Source organism: Variovorax sp. DAIF25 (assembly GCF_050711835.1).
In the GTDB taxonomy this organism is placed as follows: domain Bacteria; phylum Pseudomonadota; class Gammaproteobacteria; order Burkholderiales; family Burkholderiaceae_C; genus Variovorax.
Genome location: NZ_CP136636.1, coordinates 4772939 through 4787640 on the forward strand (window position 1 = coordinate 4772939; position 14702 = coordinate 4787640).

The window sequence follows — 14702 nt, forward strand, 5'->3', positions numbered from 1 at the left end:
CCCTCAGGCCGGGGCGGTGCCCGCGGGCCTGGCCATCGCCGCCGGATCGACGAGCCGGTCGTACGCGTCGCCGTCGATGAGCTGCAAGGCGATGGCCGCCGCCCGCGGCGTGATGTCGCGCGCGAGCGCCTCGCGCGTGATGCGCGCCACGCGGTCGTAGCCCAGCACGGGATTCAGCGCCGTCACCGCCAGCAAGGCGTTGTCGACGTTCGCCGCGAGCCGCGCGCGCTCGGGCTCGATGTCCTTCACCAGCCGCTCGGCGAACACGCGCGAGGCATCGGCCAGCACGCGGATCGATTGCAGCAGGTTCTGGATGATCAGCGGCTTGGCCACGTTGAGCTCGAAGTTGCCCGAGGCGCCCGCCATGGTGATGGTGAGGTGGTTGCCCATGGCCTGCAGCCCGGCCTGCACCACCACTTCGGCAATGGTCGGGTTGCGCTTGCCCGGCATGATCGAGCTCGTGAGCCCGTCGTCCGGAATGCGCAGCTCGCCCAGGCCGCAGCGCGGGCCCGAGCCCAGCAGCCGCAGGTCGTTGGCCATCTTCACGAGCGAGGTCGCGAGCACGTTGAGCGCGCCCGACACCTCCACCAGCGCGTCGTGCGAGGCCATGCCTTCGAACTTGCTGGGGTTCGGCGCGAAGGCGATGCCGCTGAGCGCGCCCAGTTCCTCGCAGAAGGCGGCGTCGAAGCCCGGCGGCGCATTGAGCCCGGTGCCCGCCGCGGTGCCGCCCTGGGCCAGCAGCTGCAGGCGCGCGAAGGTGGCGTCGATGCGGTCGATACCGTGGCCGACCTGGCGCGCGAAGGCGTCGAAGCTCTGCCCCAAGGTCATCGGCACCGCGTCCATCAGGTGGGTGCGCGCGATCTTCAGCACGTCCGCGAAGGCTTCGCTGCGCTCCTGCAGGCGCTGCTGCAGCAACTGCAGCGCGGGCCGCAGGCGCTGGCGCAGTTCGAGCGCGGTCGCGATGTGCATCACGGTCGGGAAGCTGTCGTTCGACGACTGCGAAGCGTTGACGTGGTCGTTCGGATGCACCGGCGACTTGGTGCCGAGCGGCTGCCCCAGCAGTTCGTTCGCGCGGTTGGCGATGACCTCGTTCGCGTTCATGTTGGTCTGCGTGCCCGAGCCCGTCTGCCACACGGTGAGCGGAAAGTGGTCGTCGAAACGGCCGTCGCGCAGCTCGGCGGCGGCCTCGAGGATCGGCGCCACCTTGGCTGCGTCGAGCGCGCCGCAGCGCAGGTTGGCGCGCGCCGCGGCCATCTTCTGCAGGCCGAAGGCGTGGATCAGGCCCGCGGAAAAACGCTCCTCGCCGATCTCGAAGACCCCCAGTGCGCGCTGGGTCTGCGCGCCCCAGTAGCGGTCGGCCGGAATCTCGACGGGGCCGAAGGCGTCGTGTTCGATGCGCATGGCGGTCATGGCAGTCATGGCAGTCATGGCATCAGGCCCGCGCGGCATGGGCGTCGACGGGCGCCACGCCGTCGTCGAGGTCCTGGTCGGCCCGTGCGGTCTCGGGGTAGCGCTCGGGGTAGAGGTGGCGCTCGGCCTGCTGCGCATCGAAGGTGCCCGACCACTTGGCGACCACCACCGTGGCCACGCTGTTGCCGATCACGTTGCAGGTCGAGATGGCCATCGACAGGAAGCGGTAGACGCCGAAGATCACCGCCAGGCCCTCGACCGGCAGCAGCCCGGTCGAGGTGACGGTGGCCGCGAACACCACGAACGAACCGCCCGAGACCGTGGCCGCGCCCTTCGAGGTCAGCAGCATCAGCAGCAGGATGCCGATCTGGTGGTCGAGCGTGAGCGGCACGCCGTAGGCATGCGCGATGAACATCACGCCCATGGCCATGAAGATCGAGGTGCCGTCGAGGTTGAAGGCATAGCCCGTGGGCAGCACCAGGCCCACCGTCTGCTTGGCGCAGCCCAGGCGCTCGAGCTTCACGAGCAGGCGCGGCAGCGCGCTTTCCGAGGAGGCGGTGCCCAGCACGATCAGGATCTCGTCCTTGATGTAGCGCAGGAAGCGCCACAGGCTGAAGCCCGCGAACCTGGCGACCAGCCCCAGCACCACCGCGATGAACAGCACGATCACCGCATAGAAGCTCAGCACCAGCTGCGCCAGCGCCACCAGCACCGCCGAGCCGTTGCTGCCCACCGAATAGGCCACCGCGCCGAAGGTGCCGATGGGCGCGAGCTTCATCACCAGGTTGATGAACGAGAACAGCACCTCCGAGATGATGTCGAGGCCGCCGTTGATCTTCTCGCGCCGGCTCTCGGGAATCGCGAGGATGCCGATGCCCACCATCACCGCCAGCACCACCACCTGCAGCAGCTCGCCCTTGGCGAAGGCGCCGACGAAGTTGTCGGGCACGATGTGCGCCATGAATTCGAGGAAGCCCTGCGGCGCGGCGGCCTTCACCGCCGGTGCCGCGGCCGCGCCGGCCACCGAGGTCATGCCCTTGCCGGTCTGCAGCAGGTTGCCGGCCAGCAGGCCGATGACCAGCGCGATGGTCGAGATCACCTCGAAGTACACCAGCGAGCGCCAGCCCACGCGCCCCGCGCTGCGCACGTCGCCGGCCGAGGCGATGCCGTGCACGATGGTGAGGAACACCAGCGGCGCCACGCCCGCCTTGATGAGCGACAGGAACATGTCGCCGAGCAGCTTGAGCTGGCCCGCGAACTTCGGAAAGGCGAAGCCGACCGCGATGCCCAGCAGCAGCGCGACCAGCACCTGCATGCCGAGCTTGCGGTACCAGGGCAGCTTCTTCGGCGGCGCGACCAGGGTGGAATCGTTGAGCATGGTTGTCTCCTTGGGTGCCCGGGCTCAGCCCCGGGCCTGCGCGGACAGCGCCAGCGCGCGGTCCACCATCCGGGGCGCGAGGCCCAGGTAGTTGGCGGGGTCGGTCAGGCGATCGATGGCCGCGCGGTCGAAATGCGCCGTGACCTCGGGCAAGGCCGCCAGCGCCTCGGCCAGCGTGCCGCCCTTCTCGTTGACGGTGCGGCAGGCGTCGTAGACCACATCGTGCGCCTGCTGGCGGCCGATGTGCGGCGCCATGCCCATCATCACGGCCTCGGCCACGATCAGGCCGCGGCTGATGCCCAGGTTGTGCTTCATGCGCGCCTCGTCGACGATCAGCCCGCCGAGCGCGAACTTGGCCTGGTGCAGCGCGCCGGCCGTGAGGATGAAGCTCTCGGGGATCGCGATCCACTCGGCATGCCACGGGCCGGTGGCGCGCTCGAAGTCCTGCACCATCGCATCGACCATCAGGCCCGCATGCTGGCGCACCGCCTTCGAGGCCGCGAGCATCAGCTCGCTCGAGATCGGGTTGCGCTTCTGCGGCATGGTGCTGCTCGCGCCGCGTCCCTTGACGAAGGGCTCGTAGACCTCGGCGAACTCGGTCGAGGCCATGATCATGATGTCGAGCGCGATCTTGCCGAGCGAACCGGTGATGAGCGCCAGCAGGTTCACCGCCTCGGCGAAGCCGTCGCGCGCCACGTGCCAGGTGGTCGCGGGCACGCCGAGCTTCAGTTCCTCGGCCATCGCCGCCTGCACCTCGAAGCCCTTGTCGCCCAGCGAGGCCAGCGTGCCGGCCGCGCCCGCGAACTCGACCACGGCCACGCGCGGGCGCAGCTCGGCCAGGCGCTGCTGGTGGCGGTCGAACATGGCGAGCCAGATCGCGACCTTGTAGCCGAAGGTCACGGGCAGTGCCTGCTGCAGGTGCGTGCGCCCGGCCATCGGCGTGTCGCGGTGCTTGCGCGCGAGGTCGGCCAGGATGCCGCGCAGCTCGCGGATCTCGGCGTCGACCAGGTCGAGCGCGTCGCGCACCTGCAGCGCGACGGCCGTGTCCATGATGTCCTGCGTGGTCGCGCCCCAGTGCACGTAGCGGCCCGCGTCGCCGCACATGGCCACCAGCTGGTGCACCAGCGGCAGGATCGGGTAGCCCACGATGTCGGTCTCGTGGCGCATGTGGTCGAAGTCGATGCGCTCGATGCGCGACTCGCGCGCGATGACCTCGGCCGCGTCGGCCGGGATCACGCCCACCTTGGCTTCGGCGCGCGCCAGCGCGATCTCGGCGTCGATGTAGCGCTGGATCAGCGCCACGTCGGAGAACAGCGCGCGCATCGGCGCCGTGCCGAAGGCGTCGCGGAAAAGGATCGAATCGACGACGGTGCTGGCCATCGGGAGGGAGGCGGAGGACATGGACGGGCCTTGATATGTTCGGACATATTTAATTTAATATGTTCGGACATATGCATGAATAGGGTTTACCCTTAGGTCAAAATCGAGCCACCATGAACAAGCCGCGCTTCACCGACATCGCCCAGGAACTGAAGGAAGGCATCGCCTCGGGCCGCTTCCCGCTGGGCTCGCTGCTGCCGACCGAACTCGAGCTGCGCGACCACTACGGGATCAGCCGCCACACGGTGCGCATGGCGCTGCAGGAACTGCAGGACGCGGGCCTGGTGTCGCGGCGCAAGAACGTGGGCACACGTGTCGAGTCGACGGTGGCGCGCATGGGCTTCCAGCAGTCGCTGGCCTCGGTGGAGGACCTCATGCAGTACGGCGCCGCCCACCTGCGCCTGGCGCCCGAGATCGACACCATCGCGAGCAATGCCGCGCTGTCGCGCCTGCTCGGTTGCGAGGAAGGTACGCGCTGGCTGCGCATCTCGAGCCTGCGCATGGAGGAAGGCCCGCAGGGCCTGCCGCTGGGCTGGACCGACATCTACGTCGACACCCAGTACGCGGCGCTCGAGGCGCTGGTGCGCGCCGCGCCCGACACGCTGGTCAGCGCGCTGCTCGAGCAGCACTACGGCCTGCGCGTGGCCGAGATCGTGCAGCAGGTGCGCGCGGTCGACGCCTCGGCGGCCATGGCGCGCAAGCTGCGCATCGAGGCCGGCAGCGCGACCTTGCAGATCCTGCGGCGCTACCTCGACGCCGAGGGCGAGGTGCTCGTGAGTTCGGTCGCCACGCACCCGGGCGAACGCTTCTTCATCACCACGCACCTGCAGCGCGCGAGAGGCTGAGAAGGTGTGAATGAACCTGCTGCGCGGCCGGCGGCGGGACTGACAGCATTCCGACAGCCAGCCCCAGGCACCATGCGGCCTTCTGGAAAAACACGGAGACAAGACGATGCGCCTCGACCTTCCCCAACACCTGGGTTCACCCACCCGCCGCCAATGGTTGCAATCGGGTAGCGCGCTCGCTCTCGGCGGCCTGTTGCCGGGCTTCGCGGGCCTCGCCCGCGCCGACGACACCTGGCCCAACAAGTCGGTGCGCTTCGTCGTGCCCTTCGCGCCGGGCGGCAGCTCGGAGATCGTGGCGCGCTCGACCGCGGTCGAGCTGTCGCGCACCTTGGGCCAGAGCGTGTTCGTCGACAACAAGCCCGGCGCGGCCGGCAACATCGCGATGAGCGAGGTGGCGCGCAGCACCGACCAGCACACGCTGATCCTGGGCCACATCGGCACGCTGGCGGTCAACCCCTACATCTTCGCCAAGCTGCCCTACGACGCGAACAAGGACTTCAAGCCCGTGAGCCTGCTGGCCAAGGTGCCCAGCCTCTACGTGGTGCACCCCGACGTGCCCGCGAAGAACCTCAAGGAGTTCATCGCCTATGCCAAGAGCAAGCCCGGCAAGCTCAGCTACGGCTCGGCCGGCAACGGCAGCGCGGGCCACCTCGCCTTCGAATACCTGAAGATGACCTCCGAGGTCTTCATGCTGCACGTGCCCTACCGCGGCACCGGCCCGATGGTGACCGACCTGCTCTCGGGCCGGCTCGACGCCTCGGCCATCGGCGCGGCGGCGGTCATCCCGTTCATCAAGGCCGGCAAGGTGCGCTGCATCGCCACCGGTTCGGCCAAGCGCCTGGCCCAGCTGCCCGACGTGCCGACCGTGGCCGAGCAGGGCTTCCCGGGCTTCGAGATGACGCAGTGGTACGGCATGCTCGCGCCGGCCAACATCACGCCGGCACAGCTCGCCAAGCTCTCGACCGAGACCATGAGCGCCGTGAAGTCGCCCGAGTCGATGCGCCGCCTGACCGGCGACGCGGCCGAGGCCGTGGGCGGCACGCCCGAGCAGTTCGCGCAGTTCATCGCGAGCGAGCAGGCGCGCTGGCAGAAGGTGATCGCGCGGGCGGGCATCAAGCCCGATTGAGCGCGGACCTGCGGGAAAGCCGCCTGGGCTGCGGCACCGCCGCGCCCTACAGTCGCCCCATGCGCATCCTGCTGGCCGAAGACGAACACACCCTGGGCACCTGGCTCAGCAAGGCGCTCGAGCATGCGGGCATCCAGGTCGAATGGGTGGACGACGGCCGGCTGGCCGACCGCGCGCTGCAGCAGCGCGACCACGATGCGCTGGTGCTCGACCTCGGCCTGCCCGGGCTCGACGGCCACGCGGTGCTGCAGCGGCTGCGCGAACGCGACCAGCGGCTGCCCGCGCTGATCCTCACGGCGCGCGACTCGCTCGACGAACGCGTGAGCGCGCTCAATGCCGGCGCCGACGACTTCCTCGCCAAGCCCTTCGCGCTGGCCGAGCTCGAGGCCCGGCTGCATGCGCTGGTGCGCCGCGCGCGCGGCGTCGAGCATCCGCGGCTGGCCTGCGGGCCGCTGGTGTACGACGGCGCGCGGCGCCAGTTCACGCTGGCCGGCGAGGCGCTCGCGCTGTCGCCGCGCGAGCTCGCGGTGCTGCGCGTGCTGGTGCAGCGCAGCGGCGAGCCGCTGTCGAAGCAGCAGATCCTCGAGCGCGTGTTCTCCGACGACGAGGAGGTGCATCCCGAGGCCGTCGAGGTGCTGGTCTACCGGCTGCGCAAGCGCCTGGACGGCAGCGGCGTGCGCATCGTCACGCTGCGTGGCCTGGGCTACGTGCTCGAGGCGGACTGAAGACGGCATGGTGCGTTCCTCGGTCGCCTGGCTGCGCCGCGCCAGCCTCTGGCAGCGGCTCGCGCTGCTGCTGCTGCCCGCGCTGATCGCGGTCACCGGCATCGAGCTGTGGCGCACGCGGCACGATGCGCTCGCCTCGGCCAACGCGGCCTACGACCGCTCGCTGCTCGGCGCGCTCAAGTCCATCGACGCCAACATCTCGACCGCCTCGGGCGGGCTCTCGGTCGAGCTGCCCTACACCATGTTCGAGTTCTTCGAGCTCACGGCCAGCGGCCAGGTGTTCTTTCGCGTGGCCACCTCCGACGGGCTGGTGGAACTCGGCAGCGCCGACCTGCCCGCGCCGCCCGCCTCGCTCGCGCTCGGCGTGCCGGCCTTCTACGACGCCGAGTATTTCGGCGAGGCCGTGCGGCTCGCGGCCTACCGGCGCGAGCTCGACCGCGCGCCCGCGCGCAGTGCCGGGCGCAGCGTGCTGATCCAGGTCGGCGAGAGCACGCGCTCGCGGCAGGAATTCAGCACCCGCTTCGTGCGCAGCGCGGCCCTGCGCGACGCGCTGGTGCTGGCGCTGCTGGTGTTCGGCACCGGTGCCGCGCTGGCGGCGGCGCTGCGGCCGCTGTCGCGCCTCGCGCGCGAGGTCGAGGCGCGCAAGCCCGACGACCTCACGCGCATCGCCGACACCGACCTGCCCGCCGACGTGCGGCCGCTGGTGGCCGCGGTCAACCGCCAGATGTCGCGCACGCAGGACCTGGTGGCGCAGCAGCGGCAGTTCCTCGACGATGCCTCGCACCAGCTGCGCACCCACCTCACCACCTTGCAGATGCAGGCCGACTACGCGCAGCGCCAGCACGATCCGCTGCAGGTGCGCGCCGCGCTCGACGCCCTCGGCACCGAGATCGGCCGCGCCACGCGCAGCGCGCAGCAGTTGCTGGCGCTGGGCCGCAGCGACACCGTGGCCGTGGCGCCGGCCGCGTTCGAACTCGCCGGCCTGCTGCGCGAGGTGGCCGTCGACCTGCTGCCGCAGGCGCGCGCCAAGCGCATCGACCTCGGCATCCAGGCACCCGACGATGCCGCGGGGCATGCGCACGTCGAACTCGTTGCGGTGGCCGACCGCGCGCTGCTGCGCGAGGCGCTCACCAACCTCGTCGCCAACGCCATCGCCTACACGCCGGCCGAGGGCACCATCACCGTGTTCGCGGCCGGCGATGCGGCCGGCTGGAGCCTCAATGTCGAGGACGACGGCCCCGGCCTCGGCGAGGAGGAACGCGCCCAGCTCGGCCAGCGCTTCCGGCGCGGCGCGCGCGCCGGCAAGGGCGGCTTCGGGCTCGGCCTGGCCATCGCGCGCTCGATCGCGCAGCGCCATGGCGGCGAACTGCGGCTCGAGGCACGCGAGGGCGGCAGCGGGCTGCATGCCATCATCTGGTGGCCGAACCCGGGCACGGCCTGAGCGCCGTCGCGCCTCGTTTCGCGGCCAGAATCCCCGCCATGCCGATCCGCATCGATCACTCTCGACGCCACGCCCTGCGCGCGCTCTCGGCGCTGCTGCTGCCCGGCGGCGCGATGCGCGCCTTCGCGGCGCCGCAGCTCGATCCGGCCGATCCATCGCAGGCCGCGGCCGAATGCATCATCCCCGCCAAGGCCGGCGGCGGCTTCGCCCTCACCTGCGCGCTCGCGCGCGACGCGCTGCAGGCCGTGCGGCCCGCGCGCGCGCCGCTCGCGCAGCGCTTCCTGCCGGGCGGCATCGGCGCCGTCGCCTTCGACCGCATCGCCACCGGCCGCCTCGGCGGCCCGGGCACGCTGGTCGCGTTCTCGAGCGGCTCGCTGCTCAACCTCGCGCAGGGCCGCTTCGGCCCGCATCCGACCAGCGCCGTGCGCTGGGTCGCCGCGCTCGGCACCGACTACGGCGTGGTCGTGGTGCACCGCGATTCGCCCTACCGCAGCCTGCGCGAGCTGATGGCCGCGCTGCGCCAGTCGCCGTCGCGCATCGTGTTCGGCGCCGGCGGCACCGTCGGCAGCCAGGACTGGGTGAAGGCCGCGCTGCTGGTGCGCGCCGCCGGTGGCGACCACCGCGCGATGCGCTTCGTCTCCTTCGAAGGCGGCGGCGATGCGCTCGGCGCGCTGCAGGGCCGGCATGTCGACGTGTTCGCGGGCGACGCCGCCGAGGCGCTGCAGGCCATGGCCGGCGGCACCGCCGTGCGCCTGCTCGCGGTGCTGTCGGAAGCGCGGCTCGGCGGCGCGCTCGCGGGCGTGCCGACCGCGCGCGAACAGGGCGTGGACCTCGTGTGGCCCACCGTGCGCGGCCTCTACATCAGCGCCGACGTGCCCGACGCCGCGCTGCGCGCCTGGACCACCGCCTTCGAGGAGGCCATGGCCGCGCCCGGCTATGCTGCGCTGCGCGAGCGGCATGGGCTCTATCCCTTCGCGCTCACGGGGGCCGCGCTCGATGCCTATGTGCGGGAACGCATCCAGGCGTATCGGCAGCAGGCGGAAGCACTGGGGCTGCGGCGGTGGAATCCTTGAGGCGGATCGCGAACGGCAACGGCGACACGAGATGAAGCGCTACTTTCATTCGAGGCTCGACGCGGCCCTGCAGCTGCTCGAAACGCTCATCGGCTTCGGCCTGGTGTCCGGCGCCGCGGTGGCCGCGGCGCTGGGGCAATTCATCCTCGGCGGGATCCTGGCGGCGCTGGCGATCGGGGTGTTTCTGCGATTCAAGCGGGGGCGGGTGCGCAAGTAGATGCATCGACCCCTGTTTTCCCGGCCGGGTCTCGCGGCGAATCGGTCGATGCCGTATCGCATCGCGGCGGCCCTGAGCCTCATCCTGCTGCACTCGATCTCCGTCGCCGCGCCACGCCTGTTCGACGTTCCGCTGGCATCCGTCACGCCGGCCCTGCTGGCCGAAGCCGCCAATCACTATGTGGCGCTGGGCGAAACGGAAGCCATGAAAGAACTTGGAGAACTGGCCCGGTCGAGTTCCCCACTCGCTCGCGGTTTTTTCGACGGCAACGACATCCGGATCGGCTGGTTGTGCCGGATTCTTTTCGAACCCGGTCCCGGTTCTCCGTCCTCGAGGCCACCCGGATTCGGTGGACTGACCGATTTTCCCGAGCGGAACATGCGCCCCGACCACTGGCCGCTCTTTCCGCTGGCGCGCTCCGGCACGAGCCATTTCGTCCTCGGCCACTCCTACCTGATCGGAGGCCTGCCGGAATTCGCATCCCAGTACCTCGACTACTCGCGGCAGCATGGCACTTTCAGACAGAGGCCCTTGCCCGTTCCCACGCGCGAACAGGCCATCAAGGATGCCTTGGCGCTGCGCGCCTCCACGGAATGGCAATCCCTGCGATGGAAGGACAGCGGCGAAGGATGGTCCTACACGCTCAGCGAAACCAGTGCATGGCACGCCGTGTTGGACCAGGCGATCGCCATCGAGGAACAGCCGCACGGATCGGAAAGACGGCCTTGAGCGGCCGACGGCACCGGAGTCACCCCCATGCTCGAAGCCCTGATTTCCCCCACCTCCTGCGTCGGCGCGGCAGCAGGCCTGCTCATCGGCCTCGCGGTCCACTGGTTCGCACCGGCCGACATCGACACCGTACAGCTCGGCGCCTGGCTCGTGGGCATCGGCTGGGCCGCGGGCCTGGCGTGGGACCTCATGCACACGCACCGGCCGAAGTAGCACGACACACACATCCCAAAGAGACCACCGCATTGAACCCCGCAGACCTGGAGCACTACCTCCACGACCACATCCCGCTCTCGAAGGCCATGGCCGTGTCCGTCGCCTCGGTGGCACCGCATGAAGTGGTGCTGCGCGCACCGCTCGCGCCCAACATCAACCACCGCGACACCGTGTTCGGCGGCAGCGCCTCGGCGGTCGCGATCCTCGCGGCCTGGTCGCTGCTCAACACGCGGCTGACGGCCGAGGGCCTGGCCAGCCGGCTCGTGATCCAGCGCAACACGATGGCCTACGAGCTGCCGATCGAGGGCGACTTCATCGCGCGCTCGGCCTTCGACGAACCCGCGCAGTGGCTGCCGTTCGCGCGCATGCTGGCGCGCAAGGGCAAGGCCCGCATCTCGGTGTCGTCGCAGCTCGAGTTCGGCGGGCAGGTCGTGGGGCGGCTGACGGGCGAATTCGTGGCACTTCGGCCGCCGCCCGAACCGACCGCGTAGCAACGGCCATGCAGAACACCCTCGTGAAATCCGCGGTGCGGGTCTTCGAACTGCTCGAGCTGTTCGAGGCCGAGCAGCGGCCGCTGCGCGTGGCGGAGATCGTGCAGAAGCTGGGCGCGCCGCAATCGAGCGTCTCGATGCTGCTCAAGACCCTGGCCAGCCAGGGCTACATGGAGTACGAGCGCGCGACGCGCAGCTACTGCCCGTCGGTGCGGGTCGCGTTCCTCTGCGAATGGGCCACGCACATGCCGGGCCAGCGCGAGACGATCCACGACACGCTGCGCCGCCTGGCCAGCGAGACCGGCGAGTCGGTGCTGCTCGGGCGCAAGAGCGGCCTCTCGATGCAGTACATCTCGGTGATCCAGTCGCAGCATGCGCTGCGCTTCTCACCCTCGCCGGGCGTGAAGCGGCCCATGCACCACGCCGCCATCGGCATCATGCTGCTGAGCGAGATGAAGGACGAGCAGATCGAGCTGCTGCTGCGGCGCTACAACGCCGAGCGCGGCAAGAGCGGCCCGATCGCACGGATCGCGCAGACCCTGCGCGCGGTCGAGCAGGCGCGCGAACAGGGCTGGTACGAATCGGCCAATCTCGCGACCTCGGGCGCGGGCGTGATCGCCACCCTGATCCCCACCAAGATCCGCAGCCAGCGGCTGGCGATCGGGATCGGTGCGCCGGTCGATCGGCTGCACCAGCGGCGCAGGCAACTGCTGCCCGCGCTGCTGGCCGCCGCCGGCAACTGTTGAGCGCGGCGCTCAGCGGTCTTGGCCGCGCGCCTCGATCACCGCCTGCATCGCCAGCAGACGCTGCGCCTGCGCGAGGTGCAGCCGCTCGACCATCCGGCCCTCGAGGTTGATGACGCCCGCGCCGGCATGCCGGGGCAGCTCGAAGGCCGCGACGATCGCCCGCGCCTCCGCGAGCGCCGCCGCCGAGGGAGAGAAGGCCGCGTTCGCCGGCGCGATCTGCGACGGATGGATCAGCGTCTTGCCGTCGAAGGCCATGCGCGCCGACTGCAGGGCCTCCGCATCGAAGCCCGCTGTGTCGGCGAAGTCGTTCCAGACGCCGTCGAGCACGCAGACGCCGTGCCGCTTCGCGCTCAATACGACACCCATGAGCCAGGGCATCAGGTAACGCCGGCCATCGCCCGCGAACACGCCGGTTTCCTTCGCGAGGTCGTTGGTGCCGACCACGAGGGCCTCGAGCCGCGGCCGCGCGCCCAGGCCGGCGCGCACGATGTCGTCGAGCGCCGCGAGCGCGTCGGCCGTCTCGACCATCAGCCATAGCCGCAATTCAGCGCCGAGACCATGGCGCAGCGCCGCCTCCGACAGGAAGCGTACGTCGTTCGCGCTGCCGATCTTGGGCACCAGCAGCGCATCGGGGCGACAGCGCGCCACGGTGCGCATGTCGGCATCGAAGTCCGCGCTGCCGATGGCGTTGATGCGCACCACCCTGTACTGCAGCCCGGGCCGTCCGGCCTCGAAGACCTGCAGCAGGTGGCCGCGTGCCGCCTCCTTCATCTCGGGAGCGACGGCATCTTCGAGGTCGAAGACGACGGCATCGGCATCGAGGCCGCCGACCTTGGCGAGGGCGCGTGGATTGGAGGCCGGAACGTAGAGCGCCGAACGGCGCGGTGGGTGCTGAAGTGCATTCATGGGCGTGCAGTCTGCCGCTTCGCTCGCGCGCCCTCCATCGCATATGTGATGGTTCTCGCGCGTCTTCAACCATCACATCCATGATGCTTTTCGCCGAAGCCCGCCCGGATACTTCAGCGAACGAGACAACCAGACGGCAGGAAAAAGATGAGCGAAGCGCACACCGGCGTGACGAAGGACGTGGAAGCCACCCGGCTGCTGGCCGAATGGATCGGCGGCGGCGCGCAGCAGGCGATCACGCCGCTGGCGCTCGAATGGGCGCGGCACGTGATGCTCGACTGGCTTGCCGTGACCATCGCCGGCAGCAGCGAACCGCTGGTGCGGATACTCGCGGAGGAATACGGCGGCAGCGGCGGCGAAGCCTCCTCGCTGATCGCGAGCGGCCGCCGCGCGCGGCCGGTCGATGCGGCGCTGATCAACGGCGCCGCCGGCCATGCGCTCGACTTCGACGACGTGGCCTCGCGCATGTTCGGCCATCCCAGCGTGCCGGTGGTGCCCGCGGCGCTGGCACTGGCCCAGGCGCGCGGCGCTTCCGGCCTCGCGCTGCTGCGCGCCGTGGTGGTCGGCCACGAGATCGAGAGCCGCGTCGGCGAGATGGTGGGCCCGAGCCACTACCGCCACGGCTTCCATGCGACCGGCACCGTCGGCACGCTGGGCGCCGCGGCGGCCTGTGCCCACCTGCAAGGGCTCGACCCGTCGCGCACTGCGCATGCACTGGGCCTCGCGGCCACCCAGGCCGCCGGGCTCAAGTCGATGTTCGGCACCATGGCCAAGCCGCTGCACGCGGGCAAGGCCGCGATGAACGGGCTGATGGCCGCGCAGCTTGCGGCGCGCGGCTTCACCGCCAACGAGCAGGCGATCGAGGGCGCGCAGGGTTTCGCGCGCACGCTGGCACCGGAGCTCAACCCCTTCCCCGCCACCATCGACACCGCGTCCGGCTTCGCGATCGAGCGCACGCTGTTCAAGTACCACGCCGCCTGCTACCTCACGCACTCGTCGATCGAGGCCATCCGCGAACTGCGCGCGCGCCACGGCGTCGGCCTCGACGACCTGGAGACGATGACGCTGACGGTCTCGGGCGAAGGCAACCACCGCGGCGTCTGCGACATCGAAGCCCCGGCGACCGGGCTCGAAGTCAAGTTCTCAATTCGCCACCTAGGAGCGCTGGCGCTCGACGGCGCCGACACCGCCGCGCTCGGTCTCTACACCGACGAGACGGCAAGCGATCCGCGCTGGCGCCGGGCGCGCGAACGCGTGACGCTCGAGGTCGCCGACACGCAGCAGCGCGACACCGCGACCGCCACCTTGCGCACGCGCGATGGCCGCGTGTTGAGCGCGCAGGCCAACGTCGCCATTCCCGCCACCGACCTCGATGCGCAATGGCAACGCCTGCATGCCAAGGCGCGCGCGATCGCCGAGCCGGTGATCGGCGCCGCGCGCTTCGAGCGGCTGGCGCAGGCGGTCGCGGCACTCCCCACCTCCCCCCACCTCCACTCCCTGATCGAAGCGATTCAATGACGCCCAACGACATCACGGTCCAGCGCCTGAAGGCCGAGGCCAGGCCCAGGACACGCGGCAACCGGTACGAGGATTTCGACATCGGCCGCCGCTTCGCGCACCACTGGGGCCGCACGGTCACGGCCGCGGACAACACGCTGTTCTCCACGCTGACGCTGCACTACAACCCGCACTACACCAACGAGGCCTTCGCCCAGGCCCATGGCCACCCGACCACGCCGGTCAATCCGCTGCTGGTGTTCAACACGGTGTTCGGCCTGTCGGTGGAAGACCTGTCCGAGGGCGGCGGCCCCTTCCTCGGCGTGGACGAGCTCAGCTACCTGCGGCCCGTCTATCCGGGCGACACGCTCGAGGCCCGCTCCGAAGTGGTGGCCGCGCGCCTGGCGAGCAACCGCCCGGGCTACGGCATCGTCACCTGGCACACGCGCGGCAGCAACCAACGCGGCGAGGAGGTCATCGCCTTCAAGCGCACGAACCTGGTCAAAACGAGGAACTGAAACG

16 protein-coding genes are annotated in these 14702 nt (G+C 70.5%); 12 read left to right on the forward strand and 4 right to left on the reverse strand.

Features of this window, described 5'->3' with window-relative positions:
* Window positions 1-3 precede the first annotated feature (3 nt).
* Genes R0232_RS21960 through R0232_RS21970 form a run of 3 tightly spaced genes read right to left on the reverse strand, consistent with a single transcriptional unit; the run spans window position 4 to window position 4189 of the window.
* Window positions 4-1410, reverse strand: coding sequence for a class II fumarate hydratase (locus R0232_RS21960; RefSeq protein WP_431512922.1), 1407 nt, complete (start codon window positions 1408-1410; stop codon window positions 4-6).
* Between the two features lie 22 nt (window positions 1411-1432).
* Window positions 1433-2788: a cation:dicarboxylate symporter family transporter gene (locus R0232_RS21965; RefSeq protein ID WP_431509409.1), complete on the reverse strand. Its 1356-nt coding sequence runs from the start codon at window positions 2786-2788 to the stop codon at window positions 1433-1435.
* A 24-nt stretch (window positions 2789-2812) separates the two neighbouring features.
* On the reverse strand, window positions 2813-4189 hold the full coding sequence (locus R0232_RS21970) for a class-II fumarase/aspartase family protein (RefSeq protein ID WP_431509410.1): 1377 nt from the start codon (window positions 4187-4189) through the stop codon (window positions 2813-2815).
* Between the two features lie 92 nt (window positions 4190-4281).
* Here R0232_RS21970 and R0232_RS21975 point away from each other — a divergent pair, with 92 nt between their 5' ends.
* The 10 genes from R0232_RS21975 to R0232_RS22020 all read left to right on the forward strand — a co-directional run bounded on the left by R0232_RS21975 (window position 4282) and on the right by R0232_RS22020 (window position 11777).
* On the forward strand, window positions 4282-5013 hold the full coding sequence (locus R0232_RS21975) for a GntR family transcriptional regulator (RefSeq protein ID WP_208508057.1): 732 nt from the start codon (window positions 4282-4284) through the stop codon (window positions 5011-5013).
* A 106-nt stretch (window positions 5014-5119) separates the two neighbouring features.
* A complete protein-coding gene (locus R0232_RS21980; protein WP_093356111.1) occupies window positions 5120-6139 on the forward strand; it encodes a Bug family tripartite tricarboxylate transporter substrate binding protein in 1020 nt (339 codons plus the stop codon).
* Window positions 6140-6198: 59 nt separating this feature from the next.
* Complete coding sequence (locus tag R0232_RS21985) at window positions 6199-6864, forward strand: response regulator (protein WP_296739584.1); 666 nt, start codon at window positions 6199-6201, stop codon at window positions 6862-6864.
* Window positions 6865-6871: 7 nt separating this feature from the next.
* Complete coding sequence (locus tag R0232_RS21990; RefSeq protein ID WP_431509411.1) at window positions 6872-8305, forward strand: sensor histidine kinase; 1434 nt, start codon at window positions 6872-6874, stop codon at window positions 8303-8305.
* Between the two features lie 38 nt (window positions 8306-8343).
* Window positions 8344-9378, forward strand: a complete 1035-nt coding sequence (locus R0232_RS21995) for a tripartite tricarboxylate transporter substrate binding protein (RefSeq protein WP_093356116.1) — start codon at window positions 8344-8346, stop codon at window positions 9376-9378.
* Window positions 9379-9409: 31 nt separating this feature from the next.
* A complete protein-coding gene (locus tag R0232_RS22000) occupies window positions 9410-9595 on the forward strand; it encodes a hypothetical protein (RefSeq protein WP_431509412.1) in 186 nt (61 codons plus the stop codon).
* A gap of 48 nt (window positions 9596-9643) precedes the next feature.
* Complete coding sequence (locus R0232_RS22005) at window positions 9644-10324, forward strand: hypothetical protein (RefSeq protein WP_431509413.1); 681 nt, start codon at window positions 9644-9646, stop codon at window positions 10322-10324.
* Window positions 10325-10351: 27 nt separating this feature from the next.
* Entirely contained in the window at window positions 10352-10537 is a 186-nt protein-coding gene (locus R0232_RS22010; RefSeq protein ID WP_431509414.1) for a hypothetical protein, read from the forward strand.
* Window positions 10538-10569: 32 nt separating this feature from the next.
* Window positions 10570-11031 (forward strand): YiiD C-terminal domain-containing protein, encoded by a 462-nt coding sequence (locus R0232_RS22015; protein WP_431509415.1) that lies wholly within the window; start codon window positions 10570-10572, stop codon window positions 11029-11031.
* A gap of 8 nt (window positions 11032-11039) precedes the next feature.
* A complete protein-coding gene (locus R0232_RS22020; RefSeq protein ID WP_431509416.1) occupies window positions 11040-11777 on the forward strand; it encodes an IclR family transcriptional regulator in 738 nt (245 codons plus the stop codon).
* A gap of 9 nt (window positions 11778-11786) precedes the next feature.
* Here R0232_RS22020 and R0232_RS22025 read toward each other — a convergent pair whose 3' ends face one another.
* Window positions 11787-12683 (reverse strand): HpcH/HpaI aldolase/citrate lyase family protein, encoded by an 897-nt coding sequence (locus R0232_RS22025; protein ID WP_431509417.1) that lies wholly within the window; start codon window positions 12681-12683, stop codon window positions 11787-11789.
* Window positions 12684-12830: 147 nt separating this feature from the next.
* On the opposite strand from R0232_RS22025, the gene R0232_RS22030 reads away from it, so the two are divergent.
* Complete coding sequence (locus R0232_RS22030; RefSeq protein ID WP_431509418.1) at window positions 12831-14201, forward strand: MmgE/PrpD family protein; 1371 nt, start codon at window positions 12831-12833, stop codon at window positions 14199-14201.
* Complete coding sequence (locus R0232_RS22035) at window positions 14198-14698, forward strand: MaoC family dehydratase (protein ID WP_057593609.1); 501 nt, start codon at window positions 14198-14200, stop codon at window positions 14696-14698. The genes R0232_RS22030 and R0232_RS22035 overlap by 4 nt, the downstream gene beginning before the upstream one ends.
* Window positions 14699-14702: the final 4 nt, after the last annotated feature.

Coding starts and splice junctions, on each gene's coding strand:
- R0232_RS21960 (WP_431512922.1), bottom strand. CDS start 1,410: ATGACCGCCATGCGCATCGAACACGACGCCTTCGGCCCCGTCGAGATT.
- R0232_RS21965 (WP_431509409.1), bottom strand. CDS start 2,788: ATGCTCAACGATTCCACCCTGGTCGCGCCGCCGAAGAAGCTGCCCTGG.
- R0232_RS21970 (WP_431509410.1), bottom strand. CDS start 4,189: ATGTCCTCCGCCTCCCTCCCGATGGCCAGCACCGTCGTCGATTCGATC.
- R0232_RS21975 (WP_208508057.1), top strand. CDS start 4,282: ATGAACAAGCCGCGCTTCACCGACATCGCCCAGGAACTGAAGGAAGGC.
- R0232_RS21980 (WP_093356111.1), top strand. CDS start 5,120: ATGCGCCTCGACCTTCCCCAACACCTGGGTTCACCCACCCGCCGCCAA.
- R0232_RS21985 (WP_296739584.1), top strand. CDS start 6,199: ATGCGCATCCTGCTGGCCGAAGACGAACACACCCTGGGCACCTGGCTC.
- R0232_RS21990 (WP_431509411.1), top strand. CDS start 6,872: ATGGTGCGTTCCTCGGTCGCCTGGCTGCGCCGCGCCAGCCTCTGGCAG.
- R0232_RS21995 (WP_093356116.1), top strand. CDS start 8,344: ATGCCGATCCGCATCGATCACTCTCGACGCCACGCCCTGCGCGCGCTC.
- R0232_RS22000 (WP_431509412.1), top strand. CDS start 9,410: ATGAAGCGCTACTTTCATTCGAGGCTCGACGCGGCCCTGCAGCTGCTC.
- R0232_RS22005 (WP_431509413.1), top strand. CDS start 9,644: ATGCCGTATCGCATCGCGGCGGCCCTGAGCCTCATCCTGCTGCACTCG.
- R0232_RS22010 (WP_431509414.1), top strand. CDS start 10,352: ATGCTCGAAGCCCTGATTTCCCCCACCTCCTGCGTCGGCGCGGCAGCA.
- R0232_RS22020 (WP_431509416.1), top strand. CDS start 11,040: ATGCAGAACACCCTCGTGAAATCCGCGGTGCGGGTCTTCGAACTGCTC.
- R0232_RS22025 (WP_431509417.1), bottom strand. CDS start 12,683: ATGAATGCACTTCAGCACCCACCGCGCCGTTCGGCGCTCTACGTTCCG.
- R0232_RS22030 (WP_431509418.1), top strand. CDS start 12,831: ATGAGCGAAGCGCACACCGGCGTGACGAAGGACGTGGAAGCCACCCGG.
- R0232_RS22035 (WP_057593609.1), top strand. CDS start 14,198: ATGACGCCCAACGACATCACGGTCCAGCGCCTGAAGGCCGAGGCCAGG.